Raw genomic sequence first — 23,763 nt, 5'->3', positions numbered from 1 at the left:
TATGGCCCTATACAGAACGATGGATACACATAAATCGTGACAAACCCAAAAATAGATTTGCTCCAAATTCGCTTACTAACTTATGCACTCTACTCAATATCAGAATAAATAAACCCTTTTGACTTTCTTGTTAAAAATCATTATCCAATATTGAACTTTTGTTTGATTTCCTCTAATCGAGCTTCAACCTCACCCTTAACATTTGGATTCCGTATTAAATAGTCCTTACTTGCTTCATTTAGATACTGATAGAAAGTGGAATAATCCAATACAATTTTTTGATCTTCTTCTACTGCGGGGTAGTCAAAAAAATAGCAAACTCCCGCATCTCCGAAATAACCTTCCTCCCACTCATCTAACTCACCTGCAAAAACACACCAAACACTCTCACTACCGCCAAACCCATTTCCATTGCAATAGTTTTTAAGTGCATCTAAAAAATATTTCCCTTCAAGGTGTCGATAATACATTTCCAATAATTCTTTCTCTGTTAATTTGACACTCATCAAATCATCCTCCTAGAAATTATTCTGATATGGTCGGAAAGAAGTTCGTCACCTTTCCATTTTCATCAAGGTATCCCGTGAACTTCAAACCATTCGATGCTGTCCCTCGAACTTCCCTACCTACAATTTCGCCATTCGCCATCGCTTCTTTTCCCCACTGTATAATTTGATCATTCGAGATTACTTTTGGATCATATACAGTTTTTGGATGTGAAATATTTTTATACTGACCGGGTATTACTTTCAATTCCCTATCAAGGGCTGGAAGTCTATATTGGATTTGATAGATTCCAGGGGTTGTAGGATGTGGGGTTTTGGAAACGATAAGGTCTTCAAGACTCCAGCCTTGATCTGTTAATATTTTTTCGAAACTTTCTAAATTGTGACCTCCCACAACTCCTTTGTTCCCTTTTCTTACAATACTTTGTGCATTAATTAAGTGATCGTCAAAACCATCTAAATACTCGAAATTATTCTTTATTACTGGTACGGTATCACCCGTCCCCTCAGTTTTCCCATCCCTGGCCTTAGTTCCATCTTTCGATGACGGAGCATCTTTAGGTTTAGATGCATCCTTCGGCTTAGTTGGTGTAACGTTTGAAGACGTAGCTGACTCTTTAGATACGATTCCTTTCGGCACACTACTCTCTCTCGAATCCACATGAGAAGTGTTCGGCGATCCCTTCGAACTTCCAGAATCACTGCCTTTCCCACGATTTCCACCTGTATCGGAGAACATGTGACTGTCATTCTTCACAATCACCGGCACGGTCTGGCCGTTGCTCAGTCTCACCCGCTGAACTCGCCATGGAACACTCGCTGCTGCGCCTGCGGTCATTTTATCCAAGGCCTGGTTGATTCGTTCTCCCAGCTCTGCGAGAGATGAAGGCATTAATGCTGCATTGGTCTTGAGCTTGCCATCCTTCATGGCACCACCTGAGGTTCCATCTGGTCCATCTCCATGACCATGTGGAACGCCGCCCTTGGCTCCATCTCCATCTGCATGACCAGACTTCTTACCACCACCCTTGAGCACCTTGACGCCATTTTTGACCAAGGATGCTCCGCCAGCTACAGCCGTTTCCGCATCAACAACCCGTACCGCAGCGTTGACATCGTTCCGACCAGCGTCGTAACTCTCTTGTTCCTTCAGGGTCAGCATCGTGCGGTTGTCTTCGCCTTTCAGGTCCATGAATGGCTTGGCATACGCTTCTCCCGCACTGGATACATCCTGCCAGATCTCTTCCCCTGATTTCTGACCCGTGACCAGGTCTCCCGTATAATCGATGGTATTATTTGCACCCTTAATCCTTTCTTGAGGATAGGTGGCAGTCATCACAGGTTCAATCATCTTCAAAGGGAAGGATACAAAAAAGGCTTATCCCTGCTATTTAATAACAGTAGGAATAAGCCTTTTTTTATTTTATCGTTATTTTAAGTTGAACAGTATTCAATTTATTAGTCATCATATAAATTATCAAGAAACTCTTCAATATTCTTCGCTAGGAAGTGCATATTATCCATTACATCATCATACTCTTCATCATGAACCCAAAAATAAATTTCTTCATAAAAATCTGCTGTTACGCCCAAACAAACTTGGTTTCCACCTGGATCACTTGCAATAGGGATAAATCCAATCTCTAATATTTCATCAAAAAAATCAAACTTTTTTTCCAAATTACCTTTCATACTTCCGATTCCATAGAAAATATTTACTACACTTTCACCTTCTTCTGGTGAAATTTTAAAGACGTTCGGCTCCACACGCCCACCATTAAACTCTGTCAAAAATTTTTTATATTGTACTGGAAATTTTACATTGGTTCTATCTTCAAAAGCTTCAATTTGTTCTAATGATATCGTATCATGTACTCTTATAATTTTAGCCATACTTATTCTCCCTCACCCTTCTTATATCTGTACTTGTTTTTTCCATTAACTGTAGATTGTCCTCCAATATGTTTGAATTCATCATGAATATCAGATTCTACTAGGATCATGGTTTCACCATCCTCGTGATGATGCCAAGTATACCCATCTGGGGGTTCATTTTTACTCGGCACCGAAGGATCAGAATTTTTATTCAAGCCTGATGCTAAGTTAGCCTCTTCAAAATCTTTTTTAGGATTTTTGGGAGATGCTACCTTTATCTTAACTGGTTTAACAGTAGGATGGTAGTAATCCGAAAAATCAGGATACCCTTCTGGATAGCTTACTGACTTTCCCTCTTTGTTAGTATAAGTCCAAGTTCCGTTTTCATTAATTGAGATAGTGCCTCCTTTCTTGTACCATTTCTCAGGTCTAGGAGAATTCATAGGCTTCGTCTCCATGAGTTCCTTCGTAAAATCAGAGAGCTCTAATTTCCCTGTCTTCTTCGAATCCACATGAGAAGTGCTCGGCGATCCCTTCGAGCTATCAGAATCACTGCCTTTCCCACGATTTCCACCTGTATCGGAGAACATGTGACTGTCATTTTTCACAATCACCGGCACGGTCTGGCCGTTGCTCAGCCTCACCCGCTGAACTCGCCATGGAACACTGGCTGCTGCGCCTGCGGTCATCTTACCCAAGGCCTGGTTGATTCGTTCCCCCAGTTCCGCAAGGGATGAAGGCATTAATGCTGCATTGGTCTTGAGCTTGCCATCCTTCATGGCACCACCTGAGGTTCCATCTGGCCCATCTCCATGACCATGCGGAACGCCGCCCTTGGCTCCATCTCCATCTGCATGACCAGACTTCTTACCACCACCCTTGAGCACCTTGACGCCATTTTTGACCAAGGATGCTCCGCCAGCTACAGCCGTTACCGTATCAACAACCCGTACCGCAGCGTTGACATCGTTCCGACCAGCGTCGTAACTCTCTTGTTCCTTCAGGGTCAGCATGGTACGGTAGTCTTCGCCTTTCAGGTCCATGAACGGCTTGGCATACGCTTCTCCCGCACTGGATACATCCTGCCAGATCTCTTTCCCTGATTTCTGGCCCGTGACCAAGTCTCCCGTATAATCAATGACGTTATTTACGCCCGTAATCGTTCCTTGTACCGTGGCATTCCGCTCCGTTAATGACCCTACTTCTTCTCCCTTGACCCAGCTGTATAATCCCTGGGCATTGTCACCCCCGACGATCCCTGTAAATGCAAGGTCAGCCACATCACCGACCATACTGAGCAGGCTTTTTCCCTCTTCGATCACACCGTCCAATTTGCCCTTTTCACGTGCTTCCCAGTTTCGTTTCAGCCGCGCTTCCTTCAGCGCGCTCTCTCCCATACTGGCCAGACTCTGGTCGAACGCAGACTGAATCATGTCAAAGGAACGATGGATCTCGGCTTCCAGGACTACATTCTCACTCTTTCCATTAACCTCTTCTACAAGTTCCACATGATCTGTCATCGTCTGAATATACAGACCTTCTGTACCCTCAAGACTGATGCTAGCTCCGCTGATGTTCAGGTCACCCATGCATTGGATCTGCACGTGGGTTGTGCTGTTCAATGTAACCCCGTTACCCGCAGCCATCGAGATATACAAGGCGCCCTCTTGGGCGTTCATGACAAGTTCGCTGTCGCCAAGGGTGAACGATTTCCCCTGTGGGTTACCGAAAGACTTTACACCCGGGTCTTGCATCATTTTACCGCTCTTCTCCACATGTCCCGCTTCCGTTGGTTCCTGACGAACCGACTGCATCACCATGGCTTCGTCTTCTTCCGCACTTGGGAAATACAGTTTCACTTTCGCTCCGGGTTCGGGCAAAACAAAAAAACAGGTCAATCATGGTGGTATCTGACCATAATCAACCTGTTTGATGTATCGGAATAGCACTATTTAAGTTATAAAAAGCATTTGATGTGCGTACAACCCAAATCGAGAAACCTTTAGACGGGTATTACATGGGTTAAACGTGTTATTAGTTCAATAATGAGTTCGTTCGGCACTGGGTATTATCCGATGTGAATCATCGTTCAATACAGTTTTTGAATTTGATACATCGGTTTTGATAATTGGAAATTCGCTCTGACAAAACTTAATTCTCGTTCAAATTGAGAATTATCAAACTATCCATCTTTAAAATTGATCTCGGATAGTAGGCATGCCTCCTCAGCCTGGTTATTAACCGTTACTCTTCCATTTTTTCTTGCTAATAAAACGCTTTTTCTTTGCTCCCAATACCCTTGTATCATCATTAATTGATAGTCGCCAGTAAATTTAATTGTGAATTGCTCAAAGAAACACAATAACCTCTTCAATCTTGAAGTATCATTAGGGCCAAAAATTTGATTACAGATTAAATTTATTGCTGTTCCAACATTACTAATATGAAGCTGTAAATCCCCCCAGTTGATAGTAAATTCTGAAGAGTAGTCGGGGTCTTCCACCACTTTAACCTTATAATGATTCTCATGGTCCTCAACTATTTTCACACCTTCAAGTTTGATTTCGTTTGTAGTAAAGTTACCTTCAATCCGTAGACAAATTTTTTTGTATGTCCCCTGAATGTAAGGAAGATTTAATGCTTCATAATCAGCATTAAAAAGTGACTATCTACGAGTATATTGTTTTTTCTTCTCTCTAATATTTTATATTCAGAATCTTTTAAAAGTAACGCCCCTCCGTCATTGCTTTTTAGTAGATTACCTAAAAACTCAATGAATTTCCTATTACCATTTTCGTATATATTAAACTCCAATCCATAATTCACATTGACATCATAGTCCCTGGATATATTCTTTACATCGAATAATGTAGTGGTGAAGCTGAAAAAATCGCATTTAACATATAATGTATCTCCTTCACCTTCCTCACTTTCTTCTTGTTTTGCAAACCTAAGAGCACTTTTATTTCCAATAAGATTTTCTACATGATGCAGAAGAAAATCTTCAACCTCTTCACTTCCATGAAAGTTATTGAAGAAATAATATGTCATTTCCATGCTAATTACCTTTCCAAAACCATCTAGTGATTTTACCGTCTTTTACAACAAGCAACTTTGTAAGTATTTCAAATCACCATTAGGGTTAGCCTTTCTCAATATCTCTTGTTTTAAAATATCTATGTCACTAGGATTAAAGTCATCAAGGTTCAAAATAATTCTTGTTGCTTGTTTTTTCGTTTAACCTTGTATTTCTTTAATCTTATTTTTTGAAAACTCCCCTTGAGGAGCATAACAGTCAAATACTCTACCTTGTATCATAAAAGATCTGTCATCGTTTACAACAAAAAACAAGTCAATCATGGCGGTGTCTAAGCATAATTAACCTGTTCAATGTATGCAAATTGAAGAAATCTTTATTGTAGTATTACAAGGGTTAAGTATGCTACTGGTTGGATAATTGTTTAATCGGTACTGGGTAGCCTGCCTATTTAACAAGTAAGTAATATTATACTACTCATTCAATATGTTGAAGATCTAAATCACTCAATTACCCTTTAAAATACTTAAGAATAAAATGTTTCTAACTTATTCTTCTTCGTCATCATACAGTGAATCTAAAAATTCATTAAGATCATTTGCAAGGAAGTACATATTTTTCATATCATCTGGATTCTCCGATTCTTGTTCGTGATCCCAAAAATATATGTTATTGTAGTACTTTTCATTTAATCCCAAACAAATCATATTTCCTGATGGATCGTTTCCAATAGGAATAAAGCCTGTTGGAAGCCTATATTCATAAATATCTATATATTCTTCTAAATTACTGTACATATCACCAATACCATAAAAAATATTAAGTACACCCGCTCCTTGTTCATCAGAAATTTTAAACATGCTTGGTGAAGGATCTCCGCCATTTGATTCTAATAAGAATTTTATATATTGCTCAGTAAAATTTAAATTAAACTTGCGCTGAAATTTATTAATTTCCTCTAAAGTAATTGGTTCATGTGATCCATCTATTTGCACCATAGTTACACACCTTTATTAATTTATTCACTATCTTTCCCATTAACTTTAGATATTCCCTCACTATGGGTAAATTCACCATGTATTATTTTCTTTGGTTACATCGACATAGGGACAAGGGCAAAAAAAAGGCCACAATGCGGATAGAATCTCACATTATGGCTTTATTAATTGTATTGTAAGATCTTATTGTCACGCTGAAATTGAAACAATTTTTACCCTTTACTGGTAATAATATCAAAGTTCAAGTAATTAATTTGAGTCATATAGGGACTACTTTTAGAGTTTACGCAGTACTTCCTTAATCCGGATAGATAAGTCTAACTTTTCATCTTCTGACAATTGCTCTCCAACTTCATTAAAATCAAAATTCTCTAACTCACTCTTTAAAATTCTGATATTTTCACTTAAAGGTATGTCATTTAATAATAACATTTCAAGTAAGGTTGTTTTAATAGTAATATTTTCACTTAAAGTATTCATGCAATCTCTTTTAAATCGTTCCAAAATATTATTAACTATCTCAACTTGACTAAGCACTTCAAGATTTTGACTGAGGAAATACTCTTTTACTTTGTCTATAATTTCAAAATAATACCACCTTACTTCAGGACAATAATCTAATTTTTTCATATCTAATTCCTGTAAGACTTCATCTCTACGGACCAGTATATCCTTAAATTGATCATCTGTAATTTCCATTTTAAGTTTATTCAAATTAATTGAAAGTAAATCCTCTTTAGTTCTTTGTTTTGCAGTAACTAGAACTTTCGATTGCCTCAACAATAACTCTCCATACAAAACATGGATAACTGCTTTTTCCATCTCTCCTTCATTCAGTACTGTTTCATACTCACCGAATGTCCTTGCTAAAGATTCCCTATCACTCATATTATTATTTTTATAAGAATTATAATCTTCCACAAAAGACTCGAATAATTCATCATATTCCCATTTTAGATCCATACTATAATTACCACCTTTTATAAATCAGTTTTTTTAGGGGGGACTAAATCACCACTATTATGAATCACTTCAACCTCTATTTTAGGATATTTCTCTTTAAATTGAGTAATTATATTATTACAGCTTCCGCAGGTATCCTTTTCAGTAAATAACTTCACTTTTCCTGTAGCAGTAGGATCATCACCTATCTTTTCAGCTAAATCATTCAATATTTTGTATTCCGTATCTGTATCCCTTATAAAAACATCTCCCTTAATATCAGGTGCTTTTGTAGCCTTAAATACTGGTTTATCTGGTTTGAAAGAAAAACCATTCAAATTGGGATTCCCAGATGACTGATCAACTTGACTAGAAGAATAAAATTCTTTTTGATTTAATGTAGGAATGTCTACTTCTGCATATCCAAAGTTCCCACCCTTTTTTAATACTGTATTTGATAAACGACTTTTTAGCTCACTCACTCTTTCAACAATATATGCATCAGCTACTAGATCAACTTTTCTTGTAGTTACCCAGTTGAAATCTATTAATTGTCCGGTTTTAGGATCGAGAGCATACCTGTTTTCATATGGTGTGAAACCTTGTTCTATAACACCTTTACCCGTCTCCTCAGTTTTCCCATCCCTGGCCTTAGTTCCATCTTTCGATGATGGAGCTTCTTTAGGTATTGGTGGATCCTTCGGCTTAACCGGCGTAACGCTTGAAGAATTAGACGATTCTTTAGAAACGGTTCCTTTCGATGGCGCACTACTCTCTCTCGAATCCACATGAGAAGTGTTCGGCGATCCCTTCGAATTTCCAGAACCACTGCCTTTCCCACGATTTCCACCTGCATCCGAGAACATGTGACTGTCATTCTTCACAATCACCGGCACGGTCTGGCCGTTGCTCAGCCTCACCCGCTGAACTCGCCATGGAACACTGGCTGCTGCGCCTGCGGTCATTTTACCCATAGCCTACCTGATTGGTTCTCCCAGTTCCGCTAGAGATGAAGGCATTAAAGCCGCATTGGTCTTGAGCTTGCCATCGTTCATGGCACCGCATGAGGTTCCATCTGGCCCATCTCCATGACCATGTGGAACGCCGCCCTTGGCTCCAAAAAAACAGGTCAATCATGGTGGTATCTGACCATAATCAACCTGTTTGATGTATCGGAATAGCGATATTTAAGTTTTAAAATTAAAGTATTTGATGGGCGTACAACCGAAATGAAAGATCTCTATAGGCCCGCCATTCTCACTATTTCAAAAGATACTCATATTTATCCTTAATTTACAGTGAATGGAAAATCACCTTACGCGCTATGTTCCTCTTTAATTTGCTCGAACCATTCCTTCGCAATGTCGTCTGCGGTTTTTACAGGGTCATTTGAATAAACCAACTCATATTTATATTCTGCTTTAAGGCTATTTTTTGTAACATCATATACCAATTTTATTTCGGTTGGCATTTCTCTTTTGTGTTCGTCGCATAATCTATATATCTTTTCAATATCATCGTTAATAATATTCAGAACGCCTTTTTGTCTTTCGACTGATATGTCATATAGAAGACCATAACTATCATCTAATGCATCGTTAAGTTTGTGTTTCTTTACAAGCCTACCATTAATAAAATAGAAAAAATCACTAGAAATAACTCTTTCTTCAAATGAACAATAAATATATATTTTTTCGGCTCTTTTGTGAACATACTCTAAACAAATGGAGACCATGTCAGCTTGAAGTTCACTAAAAATATCTTCAAATACTTTGCTCATAGTAACCTGCCTTTCTTAATTTAATATACTCTTTGAGAAAGCTTCTCCATCAATTTCATACTGTACATTAAATTTAGATGGGCGTATACTGTCTCCGTCATATTTCACTTCAACATTTACTTTTACTTTTTTCCCTTCTTTAATCGCATTAGCCCATTGATTCTCAATTTTCTTATATTGGCTTAAATTCACATTGCTTAGTTGTGAAACAAGGTTGTCAATTTCTGGTGAACCACCAAATCTATCCCCTGCCAAATGCCCTGCATGGTCGCCTGGCTCTTTGCCTGGAGTATCTGGATCATGAGGTAATCTGCTATCCCTCTCAGTTAATTTTAAATCGTCAGCAGTAAATTTTTCAAGCCTTCCCTTACTATCAGTTTTGTAGATATATTCATATTCACCTGTTTTATATGTTACATTTGGCTTTAGCTCCCCATCTACTATATGGCTTCCATCTCGTAAAATATCATCAGCCTGGCTACCAACCTCACTAATTTTCCCCGTCCCCTCAGTATTCCCATCCCTAACCTTAGTTCCATCTTTCGATGATGGGGCTTCTTTAGGTTTAGGAGCTTCCTTCGGCTTAACTGGCGGAACGTTTGGAGACGTCTTAGACGATTCTTTAGAAATGGTTCCTTTCGATGGCGTACTACTTTCTCTCGAATCCACATGAGAAGTGCTCGGCGAACCCTTCGAACTTCCAGAATCACTGCCTTTCCCATGATTTCCACCTGTATCGGAGAACATGTGACTGTCATTCTTCACAATCACCGGCACGGTCTGGCCGTTGCTCAGCCTCACCCGCTGAACTCGCCATGGAACACTGGCTGCTGCGCCTGCGGTCATTTTACCCAGGGCCTGGTTGATTCGTTCTCCCAGCTCTGCGAGAGATGAAGGCATTAATGCTGCATTGGTCTTGAGCTTGCCATCCTTCATGGCACCACCTGAGGTTCCATCTGGTCCATCTCCATGACCATGTGGAACGCCGCCCTTGGCTCCATCTCCATCTGCATGGCCAGACTTCTTACCACCACCCTTGAGCACCTTGACGCCATTTTTGACCAAGGATGCCCCGCCAAATATGGCCCCCGCTGTATCCACGACTCGCATCGTAGCACCAACATCGTTTAACCCTGCGTCGTGGCTCTCCTGTTCCGTCAGGGTCAGCATGGTACGGTAGTCTTCGCCTTTCAGGTCCATGAACGGCTTGGCATACGCTTCTCCCGCACTGGATACATCCTGCCAGATCTCTTTCCCTGATTTCTGACCCGTGACCAAGTCTCCTGTATAATCAATGACGTTATTTACGCCCGTAATCGTTCCTTGTACCGTGGCATTCCGCTCCGTTAATGACCCTACTTCTTTTCCCTTTACCCAGCTGTATAATCCCTGGGCATTGTCACCCCCGACGATCCCTGTAAATGCAAGGTCAGCCACATCACCGACCATACTGAGCAGGCTTTTCCCCTCTTCGATCACACCGTCCAATTTGCCCTTTTCACGTGCTTCCCAGTTTCGTTTCAGCCGCGCTTCCTTCAACGCGCTCTCTCCCATACTGGCCAGACTCTGGTCGAACGCTGACTGAATCATGTCAAAGGACCGATGGATCTCGGCTTCCAGGACTACATTCTCACTCTTGCCGTTGACCTCTTCCACAAGCTCCACATAATCTGTCATCGTCTGAATATACAAGCCCTCTGTACCCTCCAGACTGACGCTGGCTCCGCTGATGTTCAGGTCACCCATGCATTGGATCTGCACGTGGGTTGTGCTGTTCAATGTAACCCCGTTACCCGCAGCCATCGAGATATACAAGGCGCCCTCTTGGGCGTTCATGACAAGTTCGCTGTCGCCAAGGGTGAACGATTTCCCCTGTGGGTTACCGAAAGACTTTACACCCGGGTCTTGCATCACTTTGCCGCTCTTCTCCACATGTCCCGCTTCCGTTGGTTCCTGACGAACCGACTGCATCACCATGGCTTCGTCTTCTTCCGCACTTGGGAAATACAGTTTCACCTTCGCGCCGGGTTCGGGCATCATGTACCATACTTGACTGCCTTCCGCGGCATACGGGAACCAGCGTGCCTCCCCAGCCTGCTGACCCTCATCCATATCCAGATGAACCTTCACCTGGTTACGTTTCACATCAATGATTTTTCCTTCGATAGCCGCACCCGTGATCATCGTTTGAAGCTGTCTGGGCAGTGGATGCGATGCTGGCAATGCACATGTATACTTCCACTGTAGCAAGCTCCGTTCCAGCATCGCCTGGCGAGAGGTTATGTTGTAGATACGGCCATCAGAGGATACTTCATCCCCCAATTGAAGCTCCTGCCCCAGATCGAAGGTATACGTTGTATACTCCGCCTCCGTTACCGCATGTTTTCCCTGGGCTTCGGTATGTAAAAAACGCTCAATATTACGACTCTTCTCGAAAGGGATGGCTTTCAGCTCAAATGCCCCTCTGCCTTCGGGATAACCAATCCAGAACCTGGGCTTGTGTGCAGTCACATCCGGCACCAGATCTGCTCCCAGATGAGAAGCGAGCCGTTTCAGAAAGCTCCAATCAGTCTCCTGGTACTGCATGATAAAAGCGCCCGTCTTCGTCTCATCAAAGGCAAAATCAATATAGTCTCCTTCATGATACCCCTTCATAACACGATTAACAATGTCCAGATAACGTAGATTCTCGTTCTGATAGGATTTCGTTCTCTGTAAGGCATCCAGTTCATAGGTATGTGAGATGACTACAGCCATCACATATACGATCCCTCTGGTTGCTTCGACTTTGATCTCATGGAGTTGTCCCTTGAACAGGGGTAACTCCCTTCCGGATTCATCTATCTGGATGAATCCGACTCGATCGTGACTCCCAGCTTTCTGGATAATGGTTTCTTCCCATTCTTCATCTACCCATCCACTGAAGGATAACCGACCATGTGCTCCTGCTTGCTGGATCAATTCCAGCTTATCCAGGCGTATCTTGCCATACGGCCAATGGACATGGATATCCCCATAGGTTAGCGTTGATTTTTCCAAGGTCTGCACAGTGTTCCCCCTTTCTTATCCGTCTGCATCTTACAACTGACCATCGACCTCAATCTTGATAATCCCGCCTTTTCGGCATATCAGTTCAGATCGACTGAGTAGAGCAGCCTCACCTTCCACCAGCACATCCTCCTTGCCCTGGCTCCATTTGTTAAAGAACGTATCTGGTTCACACAATGCTCCGTCCATTTTGCAAAACCCGCATCGTCCAACGTTAGCCAGTGGAATCACGTCCGCAACGTTTAATACAGGCTGTTCCTTGATATAGATGCCGTGGGAAAGAGGCAGGTTCAGCACACCCGGATCTGATCCCTGACTGCAGGAAATCTCGGCACCTCTGACCACATAGGTAAATTCACCACCGAACCCTCCTGACATCAAAGCTTTGAACAGCATGGGTAGCAGCATTCTAGTCCCCCCTATGTTAATTAATGGATTGGTCCATTTCCGTTTTCACTCATCCGGGCACATGTGAATATCGCCCTTGTTAGAAGTCGCCATAGATGAAGCTGTTCAACCGGAAAACGGACATTCCCTGTGACCGCTCTTCCTTTTACCGATGTAACGATCACAATATCGTAAGCCATTCCCAAGGTTGAGGGCTGAATGGATTCTCCATAGAAGACAATCAGTCTATCTCCTTGTACCGTCTCCTCATGTAACCATTGCGCATCCTTTTTGAGCGTTCGCATCTGATCTGTGATGATCCTGCCCATTCCCTCAATCTGGCTTACGTGCAATGGATGAGATGATCTAGATAGGCTTAAGCTGATACCCTTTTGCTCATCAATCCACATGACCTCATCTCGTCCATGGCTGTTTCTGCCCTCCTGTAGTTTGCCTCGGGGAACCCGGACCAGACGATCCGGTAAAGGAAGGGTTATTATCCCCTCCCAGATTTGGTGATTGTTCAACGTGATGATATCTGCTTCGGTCTCGATCAGACCCTGGCGTACTCCGAATGTAACCTCTTCCTGCGTCATCAGCTCCCCACTTGCCGCTTCAGCTTCCTGAATGCGCTTTGCCAAACGCAAATCCCGATCCATTTTCAGCAGCATCTCATCACCATATCGGTTCATTCCAGGTCCACCTTTCGTAAAACAAAGCCACTTAACCCTCTGCGAAGCATGCTCTCTGCTACATCAAGACGCACGATTACACCACTCCCTCTTACACCCTCCAATGTAAATATGCGTTGATCTTTAACCGCCTCACCCTGCAATACAAGCTGCTGTATTGAACCATTCGGATAAAACAGGCTATGGTCAGACGAAGCCAGCACAGCAGGGATATGACTCGCCCAGTAGCTCAACTGTTCCCCACTCCCCTGATCAATGAAGGTGACGGATTTGAACAACATTGCTTCATCGACCAATTCCATCAGCCGCTTCATGCGATCACTAACAAAATATGAAGGCCTACTTATCCAATCGGTCGGCTCTTCATTCAGTCTGCGTTCAATCATCATGACAGATGAAATGGGCAACTCATCAAAACTGGTTTGTAATATGGGAGGCCTGAACGGATTCAATATCCGATGATCTTCGGTCAGTTCATAAAATCGTGGGACCATAGCTCCTCCTCCTCTTCCTCATGGGATACAACCCAGCGTATCGATTCAATCTGCTCTTCATTCAAAACATGTGTATACCTCTCACGGTCATGAATCCATATCTGTGCCTGACTCAGCCTAGCCCCCTGGAAATCAGCATGGAATAACTGTGCTCCCCGAAGGTCGGCGCCTTCCAGATTGGCCCCGGCAAAACAGATTCCCTGAAGACCAAGAACACTTTCCTCGAATTCCATACTCGCTCCGTCACTGACATCAGACAGGTTGGCTCCACGCAGACTGCATTCCCGGAACACAGCATCCATAAGTAGCGCCCCTCTGAGGTCAGCTCCACTCAGATCACTCTGTTCCCATTTGGTCCCAATCATCACAGCACCTCTTAAGTTACTCTTGTTCAGATCGGCAAGACTGAAATCGGAATACCTGATATCAACGTGGTCATATAATCCTTCTGCCAAGGATAGTGACGTATAGTCTCCATAAGCACATTCCAGCCCTTCCGCTACTGATAATTTCTTGCGGATATTCTGCATGTCCCTATACCCAAAGTCCCTGATATACACGGGTTCACTCCAGTCCTTATATTCACCTACCCTGATCTGAAACTGATCTGCACGGTCGATGTGTTCCATCTCTTTCAAATTCACAACATGAGGAACGGCCAGACGTGCAAGCGCAATGACGTAGGCGTTGAATCTCCCCGCGGACTGCAACATCATCCGTTCAACATCAGAAGCATTCAGTACACCTCCATAACGTCTCATTTCGATATGAAGCAGCTGTTGTAACGAAGACAACGGCTGGAATGCCCACGTCGCATCATATGTGTGCATACACTCCACTTCATCCCAATACCATTGATCGGAGTAGGCTTCCATTAAGCAGGTGTAACTCCCCTCCAATATAGATGTTCTCAACATGGAACAATGAAGGATTGAGACTGGTTGTTTCCCGAGTTCCTGTTGGGCCCATTCTGCTTTTACACAGAGTTGCCGCATAGACTCTACGAACGATTGGATTAACGAGTTCTGATGTTGCATGATGTACACCCTAAGTGACGAGAGATGTTCCTGAAGTGCGGGCTCCAATATTTCCTGCTGTAAATGTGCAATCGCTTCCGCTTTGTTCATTTCTCTTCCTTTCTACCACTCTTGGCTAATTCATCTTGATCTCCGCCCCGTGCATCTTCAACTCTTCTTCCAACGTGATGGTATTGCCCTTTCCGGTTAACTCAACCTTCTCGCCTGCGATCCGAATCGTTTGTCCGGACATGACGACATCCTGACCCGCTGTAATGCTGACATTCTGATCGCTTACAATCTCGATGCCATTCTCGTCACTGACCGTGATATACATTCCACCCGCCGAGATCACAATTTTGTCTGGAGCCAGCATGATCTCTTTCCCATACTTGGTCCGGAATGTCTTGATGTCCGGATTACCCATTCGATCTTCGGGCACTGGGGGCGGGGCTACTCTGCTGGCCGGGCTAGATTTACTTCCACCTCCAGCCGCGCCTGAACTATTACGATTGCTCCCGCTTGGACTTCCCCCAGACTGTCCCGAAGCCCCACCCTTTCCAACCGCTGATGATGCGGTTGAAGTCTGTTTCGGTGCAGCTGGCACAATCTCAGGATCTTGCCTTTTTACAGAGCTTATGGCAATGCCGTCTTCCTCTTTTTTGCTTGGAAAATAAATACGGATGCTGTCGTTCACTTCAGGCATGCAATACCAGCCCGTATTGTTCTCGGAAGCATAAATCGTTGAATAGGGAAAGAAATAGGCTGTGCTCTCATCCTGCTGCTCATCCATATCGAGCTTCGCACGAACTTTGTCCCCCTTGACTTGAAGAACCGAAGCCTGAATGGAAGCGCCAATAATGGAAGTATTGTAGCTCTTCTTATAACGAAGCCCCTCCGCTGGAAATAAGGAGTATGTATGATTTAGCAAACTATCGATGAATCGGGTCTTCGCCTCACCTACAATCCACTTTTTGGATTTAAACTCTACTTCATTCCCTACTTCGAACCATTGCCTGCTGTCCGCTTCGTATACGATATAATCCGGATCTTTGACACCCGGTACTTTATTTTCCTTGGCAGATCGATAGTCGGCAATTCGTTTGGTTGCTGTGTAATGGGATGCTTGCAATTCACCCTTATACTGGCCTTCGGGTAAGCCAAAATAAAACTTGGGTTTTCCTGAAGATGTATCCGGAACAACTCCAGTGTAGAAATGGGAAGCCATCCTTTTGATAAATTGCCAATCTGTTTCCTCATACTGCATCACAAAATCTCCGATTTTACGGCCATCTGTAGCAAAGTCAATAACATCTGAACCTTCATAGGGAGAAATAATCTTGCGCACCAAATTCTTGTAGGACAGATTAGGGTTTTGGAAGGAGCGCTTGTGCAGTTTTACATCCAATAAGTAGGTATGGGACACCGCTTCAACCATAAGTGTATGTACATCGTTAATAACGTTCACTTTTACGTGCAGCACCACACCGGAGAAAAACACTTTCTCATGTCCATCGTCATCGGCAATTTTCACTTTAATATCGGTTTGGGATGTTGTTGCTTGCACATAGCTGTCTTTTCGAGATTCCGGGATCACTGCCGTCATTCTCATTCGCGCATGTCCGTTCATCGTTTTATTCACTTCAAGGGTCTGAAGACGAACGATTTCGTAAGGTGTTACCCGAACCTGACCGTATGTTGTTGCGGATATATTCATAATAAGCCTCCTTGTATCTCAAATTAATTAATGGTTTACCCTTTATAATTGTATTTATATAATTCGGAATTTTATGGAATATTTTGAATATGTAGAAAGTCTCAAATTGGATGTATATATACGCACTTCTATTTTCAAATGAATCTATAGTCTCACGTGGTGTTTACCTATATTGAGTGTTACATTTTCTTTGTCCATCTGGAACATTCCTTGATCAAACCGGTTCAGTTCTGTCCCACTCCCTCATAACCTAGTTAAAAAGGACAAAGGAGGCTGGACCGAATGTCCCCCATGAAATCATCAAGCGGTCTGGATGAAAATATTGCCGGCATGCTCTGTTATCTGTTCACTTTTATAGGCGGAATCGTCTTTCTGGCTGTTGAGAAACGAAGCCGATTCGTTCTGTTTCATGCACTTCAATCCGTCACGGTATTTGGCCTCATTATGGTCGGTCATGTGTTGTGTGCATTTCTCCCACTTTTTGGGCCACTGCTGGCATCGCTATTGTCCATGCTTGGTGTGGTGGTCTGGCTTCTCATGGTAGTCACCAGTTTGCAAGGCAAATGGCTGAAGCTGCCATGGGTCGGAGACTTTGCAGAGAAACAGCTGCGCCATCTGTAGTATGTAACGCTCTATCGGCTTCCTCCCAAAGTAATTCATCCCGTGAGTCTACATAATAATCCATCTTGTTTTGGGCAAAAAAGAAAAAACACCGGATCTCCTGCTCTCTAATGAGCAAGGTCTCCGGTGTTCCGTTTATTTCATTCATTATGACTTCAATAACGATTCACAGGATAGATGATTCATCCCCTGAATCGTTCAGGCCGTTTAACTTTTTGATTCACAACATTTATTATTCAATCCATGAGGAATTTAAAGTTAACATAATATACATGTTGAAGGCGTCCGGTAATGGCAACGAAGATTTCAGCTCTTTACTTTTTACGCCGACTTGCCATTATCTCCAAGGATCACATCTGCTTGACGCTCAGCCATTTTGGCCGCCGTTGCTTGAGTACCCAGACCATTAAAGAGCAAATTCATGAAAATGGCAGTAAAGCTACCTGCAATAATTCCGTTACCCAGCATAATCTGTGCCCAGTCCGGTGCACCTGCGAACAATTGAGGTACAACCGTTACACCCAGCCCCATCCCTACAGAGCAGGCGATGATGAACAGGTTCTCATGACGGTTCAGATCAACCTGGCTGCCCAGAATACGAATACCAGACGATACTACCATACCGAACAATGCAACCATGGCCCCGCCAAGAACAGAACCTGGAACTAGCTGTGCCAATGCAGCAATCTTCGGTACAAAGCCGATAACCACAAGCAGTCCACCCGCTACAACGATAACATCGCGCGTTTTGACACGAGTCATCTGTACAAGCCCTACGTTTTGTGAATAGGTCGTGTACGGGAATGAGTTGAAGATACCACCCAGCACAATCGCCAAACCTTCTGCACGATAGCCACGGGCCAGATCTTTGGAAGACAGGTCTTTATCCAAAATTTTGCCAAGAGCCATAAATACACCCGTGGATTCAGCCACGCTGACAATCGCCACCAGGATCATGGTCAGAATCGGTACAATCTCAAACGTCGGCGTACCAAAGTAGAATGGCTGCACGACATGGAACCAGCTTGCTTCACGAATTGGAGCGAAGTTCACTTCACCCATAAGCCCTGCTGCCACTGTGCCCACGAGAAGGCCGATCAGCACCGAGATGGAACGAACGAATCCCGTCGTGAACCGTGTCATCAGAATGATGAACACCAATACGCCGAAACCGAGCAGAAGATGAACACCACTGCCAAAATCTTCTGCGCCCTGACCGCCGCCGAGATCGTTGAACGCAACTGGAATCAGGGTCAGACCAATAATGGTTACTACTGATCCGGTGACGACTGGCGGGAAGAGCCGAATCAATTTGCCAAAAATGCCCGAGAACAATACAACGAATATCCCTGATGCAATAATCGCACCATAAATGGCAGACACGCCGCTCTTCATCCCAATTAAAATCATCGGTGATACAGCCTGGAATGCACAGCCAAGCATGACGGGCAGCCCCACTCCGAAGAACCGATTGCCCCATACCTGAAGCAGAGTTGCCACACCACAGGCGAGCAGGTCAATGGCAATCAGATAGGTTAACTGCTCCGTTGTAAAACCAAGGGCTTTGCTGACAATAATCGGTACAACGACAGCTCCTGCATACATCGCCAGTACGTGCTGGAGACCTAGCGAGAACGTTTTGATCGGATGCCGATGCCGCTGGAAAATACGTTCGCGTGCCATATTAGATCGTGACCTCCTCGTCCGCAAACGTAACTTTCCCGTCTGACAACGCCCCAATGCGAACCAGTGATTCCACACGGTATCCTGCTTCTTTCAGCAAGCGGCCTCCCGGTTGGAACGCCTTTTCAATCACGATGCCAATCCCCACTACTTCAGCACCTACTTGCTCCACAATGCGGGCCAGACCAAATGCTGCCTCGCCATTGGCTAGAAAGTCATCAATGATCAGTACACGGTCACCAGGCTGCATGAACTTCTTCGCAACTGTAATTTCATTGGTCTCCTGCTTCGTAAAGGAGTAAACTTTCTCAACCAGAATGTCTTCCGTGAGTGTAAGTGACTTCTGCTTCCGTGCAAAAATAAGCGGAACGTTGAGTTCCAGCGCAGTCATGATGCCTGGTGCGATCCCTGAGGATTCAATCGTCAGTACACGTGTAATGTTCTCCCCGTCAAAACGGCGGATGAACTCCTTGCCCACTTCCTTCATCAGAACCGGGTCCATCTGGTGGTTCAGGAATGAATCCACTTTGAGTACCTGCTCGGACAGGACAATGCCTTCCTGTATTACCTTGTCTTTTAACAATTGCATCGTCATTCTTCCCCCTGTGCGCCCTCTCGTACAGAAGCCTGCATGACCCGATCCCCGCTGTAAAAAAACAAAAAGCCCGCCTTTTTACACGCTGCGGAAGAACCGGAGACGGGAAAAGACGGACTTGTACGTATGTGGACAAGCCGCATAGGTACTGCAAGTGTAGTGTAATGGACGAGCTTGATAACTGGTTAACTCCGAGCAAACCTCAAAACTCCCTATCCAAGAAGGGATATGAAAGGGCCTGAACATGCTTTTTCAGACACGCTGCCCGAGAATCCTCTCTCTCCATACCTTAAAACGTTGCAGATCTTTCCCGTAGTCCGATCATTCCGGTGATCGGGTAGAAACATGCAGGCCTATTCCTGCACATATACGAGTCGGCATATTTAATTTTAAGCTCCATGATTCGTTACAATGTATGATCGCGAACCTGAATGTAAAAGTGTGAACGGAACTGATAATGTTAGAAGTATACCGAATCGGCGCCGTGAAATAAAGAAGTATTTTCATGGAAGTTGCGGAAACTTGTCTTAATTTGCAATAAAGGGATGATTGCTGCGGTGTTTTTATGTACAATATGAGAACGGAAGCGCGTGTCTGAACGGAGAATCGATGGAAACGCCGCCTGTATTATGAATTTATTGGGTAAAGGAGATTTGCAGACATGAAAGGCGTACTGAAGGAATTTAAAGAATTTGCTGTACGTGGCAACGTCATCGATCTGGCGGTCGGTGTCATTATCGGGGCTGCTTTTGGTAAAATTGTCACGTCCCTCGTGAATGACATTATCATGCCACCTGTAGGTAAGTTGCTTGGAGGAGTTGATTTCAGTCAGAAAATTTTTAATCTGGATTGGGATATGCGAACTGCCAGTGGACAGGAGATCACAACACTCGCTCAAGCCAATGAGGCTGGCGCTACGGTGATTGCATATGGGCAGTTCATCAACGTGATGATTGATTTCCTCATCGTTGCATTCTGTATTTTCATGCTGGTGAAGGGTATCAATTACATCAAAAGCAAAGAACACAAAAAGCCCGAGCCGCAAAAAACGACCAAGGCTTGCAAATACTGTCTCTCTGAAATTCCGGCTGCGGCTACTCGCTGTTCGCACTGTACTTCAGAGCTGGAAGCTGAAGGTAACGGCGCAACGGTTTAATCGATTCCATGCTTTGAGTTCATTAGAATTTAAAGTGTACCCAAAACTCTATATAGCGAATAGTAGAGGATAATTGTTAATATATAAAGGTTTATGTAAAAAAAATCCTGCTTGATCTGTCCGTCATTCTTCTTCATCCGTGTTGTTGCAATCCCGCACGGGGCGGGTGGAATTCAATCGGCTTCCACATGAAAGGTCTCACCGTAATGGTGGGGCCTTTCTTAATCTCACAAGCAGGGTATGTTGCTTTACTCTCATTACTATCCTTACACTCACCAAATGTACAAACTAGAATCGACGCGGCAGCAAGTGCTCCAAAATCGACTTCAAATCCCGATCTTCCTTATAAACCTCTTCCCCGGTATCGAGCTCCGTTACCCGGATATAATCAAAATTCATCGACGCATCCACAGGTTTGAACAACAATTGGCTCTCGTCTTCCAAACGTACGTTGAATCCCATATCCTTAAACATCGTTGTTAGCTGGCTATTTGCCGGTTCCTGACCTTGCCCTACCATAATCAACCCTCTAAGACTTTTACGTTCCTGAGGTTGCGGATAAATGACCTGAAAGTGTACAATGCATTCCATAAGGTGGTTCCCCTTTCGTTTAAAACACACTTTGTGAAATTTTGAACTTTAAAACTTGCTATATAAGGAGATACGTATCATGACCCCAGAACGTTTCGACATTTACGACGATCAGCAAAATTGGATAGGTACAGAGCTGCGCAGCGTGGTCCATGCCGAGGGATTCTGGCACCGTTCATTCCACTGCTGGATCGTGCGGGACGAAGGTTCACAGCGGTTGGTTCTATTTCAGCGAAGACGGGATATCAAGGATACCTTCCCCGGATGTTACGACATTACCGCAGCAGGGCATCTCACAGCCGGAGAACAGCTGCATGAAGCCAGTCGTGAGCTTGAGGAAGAACTGGGCGTGCAAGCACCTTTTGAAACGCTGACCTACCTGTTGACGGCAAGACAGCAACTTGAAGGGCAGGTTCGCGGCGTACCTTTTATTGATCGGGAATTCAGCTCTGTCTTTGGACTGTGCTTGAACCAGCCTCTCGAAGCCTATACCTTGCAGGCAAGCGAGGTCGACAGCCTCTACGAAGTGCCTTTGGAAGACTTGATTGCCTTGTTCCGTGGCGATATCCATGTGATTCAAGCCGCAGGAGTGCAAGCCGTGCAGTCAGTGTCCAATCAGATGGATCAGGCAAATCGAAACTCTGTTCCTCTCCCCGTTCAAACACGTCACATGCGCGAGATTAGAGCAGCCGAGTTCGTGCCACACGGTACGGAATATTATATCGATGTACTTGAAGCGTTAGTTCACTTGCGCAAAAACTAACCAATTTTGCCTATAACAAAGTTACGTTCATAGCTTCATTTTCTCAAAAATAGCATGAATTCATACCCTATTACATTAGCTCAACAGGGAACATTTGCTGTGATGAACATCACTGCTTCTGTTAACTAGCATGAAGAGGCGTCTGCCACATGGCAGCGCCTGCTTCCTTTAAGCATGTATTTTGGAGTTCATACTCACTCTGAAGGTACGGACCAATAACGTGCTGAGAGGTTTTCGTATCGAGTCCCGTAACGAGACTCCAGTTCATCCCCCATGTCTTGCTCCAGTTCATACAACACCAATTCCTGAGCAAAATGATTCAGCAGCAGTCCGGTCATGACCGGATGTTCTGTTACCATCGCTTGAGTGGCGCAAGATTCCCCGCGCATCCCTAACATACACCAACGACGATCGACCACTAAAGAGAACTTTCGGCCATTATCTGCTCCGTATGAGGGCAAACCAGGCCAAGGAGCTGGCTGATCCATAATACCCTCTCCGCCATCACATGACCATAAAAGGCGCACACCTCGATCTTCAGCACGCTGCAAGTCTGCACGCAACAACTCCGCTTCCTCACGCCACACGTCCACCACAATCTCATGTTTGGCCTCAGCCAGTTCACGGCTTAGATTCTCAAATACATTTTTGTCGCCTTCAATGTTGTAAAAGACCGGCTTCTCCGGCTCATGCTGCGGCATACTGCTCTGCACATATTCAAGAGATGCACGCATCTGACTTGAGATCATGCTTGTCATCTCTTCAGGCTTCAAGACACTGTACTTCGCAGGCTCACCAGCGCTGCAGCGCAGGAATCCCCGCTGTTCCAGCCGTTGCAGGGTGGCATATACATTGGAACGGGACACACCCAGCCTTTTTGCAACCTCATATCCCGAGGCCGAACCTTGGCGAGCGAGTTCCACCATAATTTTAGATTCCATCTCGGTAAACCCCAGATGACGCAAATGATGCAGCAGTTGGTCCATATTCCCGTCCCCCCATGCTGTAAGCAACCAGCGCTGCCCCACAATGATTCAGCTGCGCGTCTACTGCATCAAATCAGATCTGTTCTGCTCCGCAGCGTGGGCACCATTTCGAGCCTTTGGGCAGCTCTGCTGCACAAATCTGACAGTTCACCATTTCGCGTGGCACTTCGGTCTGTACGTCCACGGTGTTCACGATTGGATTATTTTCTTTCCAGTACCGAATACGCTCATCCAGCTCCTGCTGGCGCTCACGCTCCCGTTGCATTTCTTCATCCCGACGGCGTTCCCACTCGGCATCGAACGCTTCCTTTTCCTCTTGGGTAAACTCCGTACTGTTATACTCGGATTCGGTCTCCAGGTCCGCAATGGACGGAATCACCGTGTGATACGGCTCAGCTTCCTCCAGTTCCTCTTCAACTGGCGCATCGTAGATCGGTCGCTCCGGGCTGTGGGCCACGGCTGCTTCCTGTCTCGCAGGGCTTGTTCCCCCTACAGATGCTGCTGCGGGTTTGAACTCACCCAACTTGCGTCCGCATTTCGGACAGAAGTTGGCATCCAGTGTAGCGACGTGTCCACACTCGCATAACCGCTCATTTTTCAGTTGTGCAATCTTGTTGCGCAGTCCATCAATCTCATCCTGCAATTCATCGCACAGCCCCGATAGATCCACCATCTCTTTTTCGGCACGCGTCATGTCCTGTGCGCGATAACCTTCATAGAAGATACGACCCATATCTGTAAAATGGACTTCCTGTTCCTGCTGCAAGCCCACAATCTGATTATTAATTTTACCGATTTCAACGGCGTGCTGGGCACGCTCTGTTGCTTTGTTTGCTCCGTTCTTAATTCGCTGAAGCAGTTTCATGACTTCTCCTC

Annotated in this window: 24 protein-coding genes and 1 riboswitch; of the genes, 3 read left to right on the top strand and 21 right to left on the bottom strand. The window is 44.3% G+C overall.

Going from position 1 to position 23,763, the window contains the following annotated elements; translation table 11 throughout:
• Positions 1–140: 140 nt before the first annotated feature.
• The 16 genes from cdiI to MKY42_RS03090 all read right to left on the bottom strand — a co-directional run bounded on the left by cdiI (position 141) and on the right by MKY42_RS03090 (position 16,492).
• A complete protein-coding gene (gene cdiI / locus MKY42_RS03165; RefSeq protein ID WP_111621647.1) occupies positions 141–506 on the bottom strand; it encodes a ribonuclease toxin immunity protein CdiI in 366 nt (121 codons plus the stop codon).
• Positions 507–525: 19 nt separating this feature from the next.
• Positions 526–1,857, bottom strand: a complete 1,332-nt coding sequence (locus MKY42_RS03160; RefSeq protein ID WP_339848475.1) for a CdiA family toxin C-terminal domain-containing protein — start codon at positions 1,855–1,857, stop codon at positions 526–528.
• A gap of 107 nt (positions 1,858–1,964) precedes the next feature.
• On the bottom strand, positions 1,965–2,399 hold the full coding sequence (locus MKY42_RS03155) for an SMI1/KNR4 family protein (protein ID WP_111621645.1): 435 nt from the start codon (positions 2,397–2,399) through the stop codon (positions 1,965–1,967).
• 2 nt (positions 2,400–2,401) lie between these two features.
• Positions 2,402–4,261, bottom strand: coding sequence for an HNH endonuclease (locus MKY42_RS03150; protein WP_339848470.1), 1,860 nt, complete (start codon positions 4,259–4,261; stop codon positions 2,402–2,404).
• A gap of 302 nt (positions 4,262–4,563) precedes the next feature.
• Positions 4,564–4,929, bottom strand: a complete 366-nt coding sequence (locus MKY42_RS03145; RefSeq protein WP_339848468.1) for a hypothetical protein — start codon at positions 4,927–4,929, stop codon at positions 4,564–4,566.
• An 86-nt stretch (positions 4,930–5,015) separates the two neighbouring features.
• Positions 5,016–5,438: a hypothetical protein gene (locus tag MKY42_RS03140; protein WP_339848466.1), complete on the bottom strand. Its 423-nt coding sequence runs from the start codon at positions 5,436–5,438 to the stop codon at positions 5,016–5,018.
• A 528-nt stretch (positions 5,439–5,966) separates the two neighbouring features.
• A complete protein-coding gene (locus MKY42_RS03135; protein WP_339848464.1) occupies positions 5,967–6,416 on the bottom strand; it encodes an SMI1/KNR4 family protein in 450 nt (149 codons plus the stop codon).
• 276 nt (positions 6,417–6,692) lie between these two features.
• Complete coding sequence (locus MKY42_RS03130) at positions 6,693–7,379, bottom strand: Imm3 family immunity protein (RefSeq protein ID WP_339848462.1); 687 nt, start codon at positions 7,377–7,379, stop codon at positions 6,693–6,695.
• Between the two features lie 17 nt (positions 7,380–7,396).
• Positions 7,397–8,332 (bottom strand): deaminase domain-containing protein, encoded by a 936-nt coding sequence (locus MKY42_RS03125; RefSeq protein WP_339848460.1) that lies wholly within the window; start codon positions 8,330–8,332, stop codon positions 7,397–7,399.
• A 341-nt stretch (positions 8,333–8,673) separates the two neighbouring features.
• Positions 8,674–9,138: a DUF600 domain-containing protein gene (locus MKY42_RS03120; protein ID WP_179261886.1), complete on the bottom strand. Its 465-nt coding sequence runs from the start codon at positions 9,136–9,138 to the stop codon at positions 8,674–8,676.
• A 15-nt stretch (positions 9,139–9,153) separates the two neighbouring features.
• Positions 9,154–12,186: a DNA/RNA non-specific endonuclease gene (locus tag MKY42_RS03115; protein WP_339848458.1), complete on the bottom strand. Its 3,033-nt coding sequence runs from the start codon at positions 12,184–12,186 to the stop codon at positions 9,154–9,156.
• A gap of 30 nt (positions 12,187–12,216) precedes the next feature.
• Entirely contained in the window at positions 12,217–12,594 is a 378-nt protein-coding gene (locus MKY42_RS03110) for a DUF4280 domain-containing protein (RefSeq protein WP_090904232.1), read from the bottom strand.
• Between the two features lie 20 nt (positions 12,595–12,614).
• Positions 12,615–13,265 (bottom strand): hypothetical protein, encoded by a 651-nt coding sequence (locus tag MKY42_RS03105; RefSeq protein WP_179261890.1) that lies wholly within the window; start codon positions 13,263–13,265, stop codon positions 12,615–12,617.
• Positions 13,262–13,759 carry a DUF1629 domain-containing protein gene (locus MKY42_RS03100; protein ID WP_143067083.1) on the bottom strand — a complete coding sequence of 166 codons (498 nt, stop codon included), beginning with the start codon at positions 13,757–13,759 and terminating at the stop codon, positions 13,262–13,264. Before MKY42_RS03100 ends, MKY42_RS03105 begins: the two co-directional genes overlap by 4 nt.
• The gene (locus tag MKY42_RS03095) at positions 13,735–14,634 is read right to left on the bottom strand and encodes a pentapeptide repeat-containing protein (protein ID WP_179261892.1); all 900 of its coding nucleotides are present in this window, start codon (positions 14,632–14,634) and stop codon (positions 13,735–13,737) included. Before MKY42_RS03095 ends, MKY42_RS03100 begins: the two co-directional genes overlap by 25 nt.
• Positions 14,635–14,911: 277 nt before the next feature.
• Positions 14,912–16,492: a contractile injection system protein, VgrG/Pvc8 family gene (locus MKY42_RS03090; protein ID WP_179261894.1), complete on the bottom strand. Its 1,581-nt coding sequence runs from the start codon at positions 16,490–16,492 to the stop codon at positions 14,912–14,914.
• A 282-nt stretch (positions 16,493–16,774) separates the two neighbouring features.
• On the opposite strand from MKY42_RS03090, the gene MKY42_RS03085 reads away from it, so the two are divergent.
• Positions 16,775–17,113: a hypothetical protein gene (locus tag MKY42_RS03085; protein ID WP_090904227.1), complete on the top strand. Its 339-nt coding sequence runs from the start codon at positions 16,775–16,777 to the stop codon at positions 17,111–17,113.
• 321 nt (positions 17,114–17,434) lie between these two features.
• On the opposite strand, the gene MKY42_RS03080 is transcribed toward MKY42_RS03085, so the two are convergent.
• Together MKY42_RS03080 and MKY42_RS03075 are read right to left on the bottom strand one after the other, a co-directional pair.
• Positions 17,435–18,796 (bottom strand): nucleobase:cation symporter-2 family protein, encoded by a 1,362-nt coding sequence (locus MKY42_RS03080; protein WP_090810282.1) that lies wholly within the window; start codon positions 18,794–18,796, stop codon positions 17,435–17,437.
• 1 nt (position 18,797) lies between these two features.
• Positions 18,798–19,385 carry a xanthine phosphoribosyltransferase gene (locus MKY42_RS03075; RefSeq protein ID WP_090904226.1) on the bottom strand — a complete coding sequence of 196 codons (588 nt, stop codon included), beginning with the start codon at positions 19,383–19,385 and terminating at the stop codon, positions 18,798–18,800.
• A gap of 299 nt (positions 19,386–19,684) precedes the next feature.
• Positions 19,685–19,784: riboswitch (purine riboswitch) on the bottom strand.
• 268 nt (positions 19,785–20,052) lie between these two features.
• Between MKY42_RS03075 and mscL the strand changes: the two genes are divergently transcribed.
• On the top strand, positions 20,053–20,547 hold the full coding sequence (mscL, locus tag MKY42_RS03070; protein WP_090904225.1) for a large conductance mechanosensitive channel protein MscL: 495 nt from the start codon (positions 20,053–20,055) through the stop codon (positions 20,545–20,547).
• 288 nt (positions 20,548–20,835) lie between these two features.
• On the opposite strand, the gene MKY42_RS03065 is transcribed toward mscL, so the two are convergent.
• On the bottom strand, positions 20,836–21,138 hold the full coding sequence (locus MKY42_RS03065) for a hypothetical protein (protein ID WP_063567890.1): 303 nt from the start codon (positions 21,136–21,138) through the stop codon (positions 20,836–20,838).
• Positions 21,139–21,217: 79 nt separating this feature from the next.
• Here MKY42_RS03065 and MKY42_RS03060 point away from each other — a divergent pair, with 79 nt between their 5' ends.
• Positions 21,218–21,901: an NUDIX domain-containing protein gene (locus tag MKY42_RS03060; RefSeq protein ID WP_090904224.1), complete on the top strand. Its 684-nt coding sequence runs from the start codon at positions 21,218–21,220 to the stop codon at positions 21,899–21,901.
• A gap of 194 nt (positions 21,902–22,095) precedes the next feature.
• Here the strand turns inward: MKY42_RS03060 and MKY42_RS03055 are convergent, their stop codons facing one another.
• Positions 22,096–22,887 (bottom strand): TrmB family transcriptional regulator, encoded by a 792-nt coding sequence (locus tag MKY42_RS03055; protein WP_090904223.1) that lies wholly within the window; start codon positions 22,885–22,887, stop codon positions 22,096–22,098.
• A gap of 73 nt (positions 22,888–22,960) precedes the next feature.
• Positions 22,961–23,752, bottom strand: coding sequence for a zinc ribbon domain-containing protein (locus MKY42_RS03050; RefSeq protein ID WP_179261898.1), 792 nt, complete (start codon positions 23,750–23,752; stop codon positions 22,961–22,963).
• Positions 23,753–23,763: the final 11 nt, after the last annotated feature.

It is taken from the genome of Paenibacillus sp. FSL W7-1088, from assembly GCF_037969855.1.
Taxonomy (GTDB): Bacteria; Bacillota; Bacilli; order Paenibacillales; family Paenibacillaceae; genus Paenibacillus.
The sequence above is the reverse complement of the archived record's forward strand: the minus strand, read 5'-3'. Positions and strand labels throughout refer to the sequence as shown.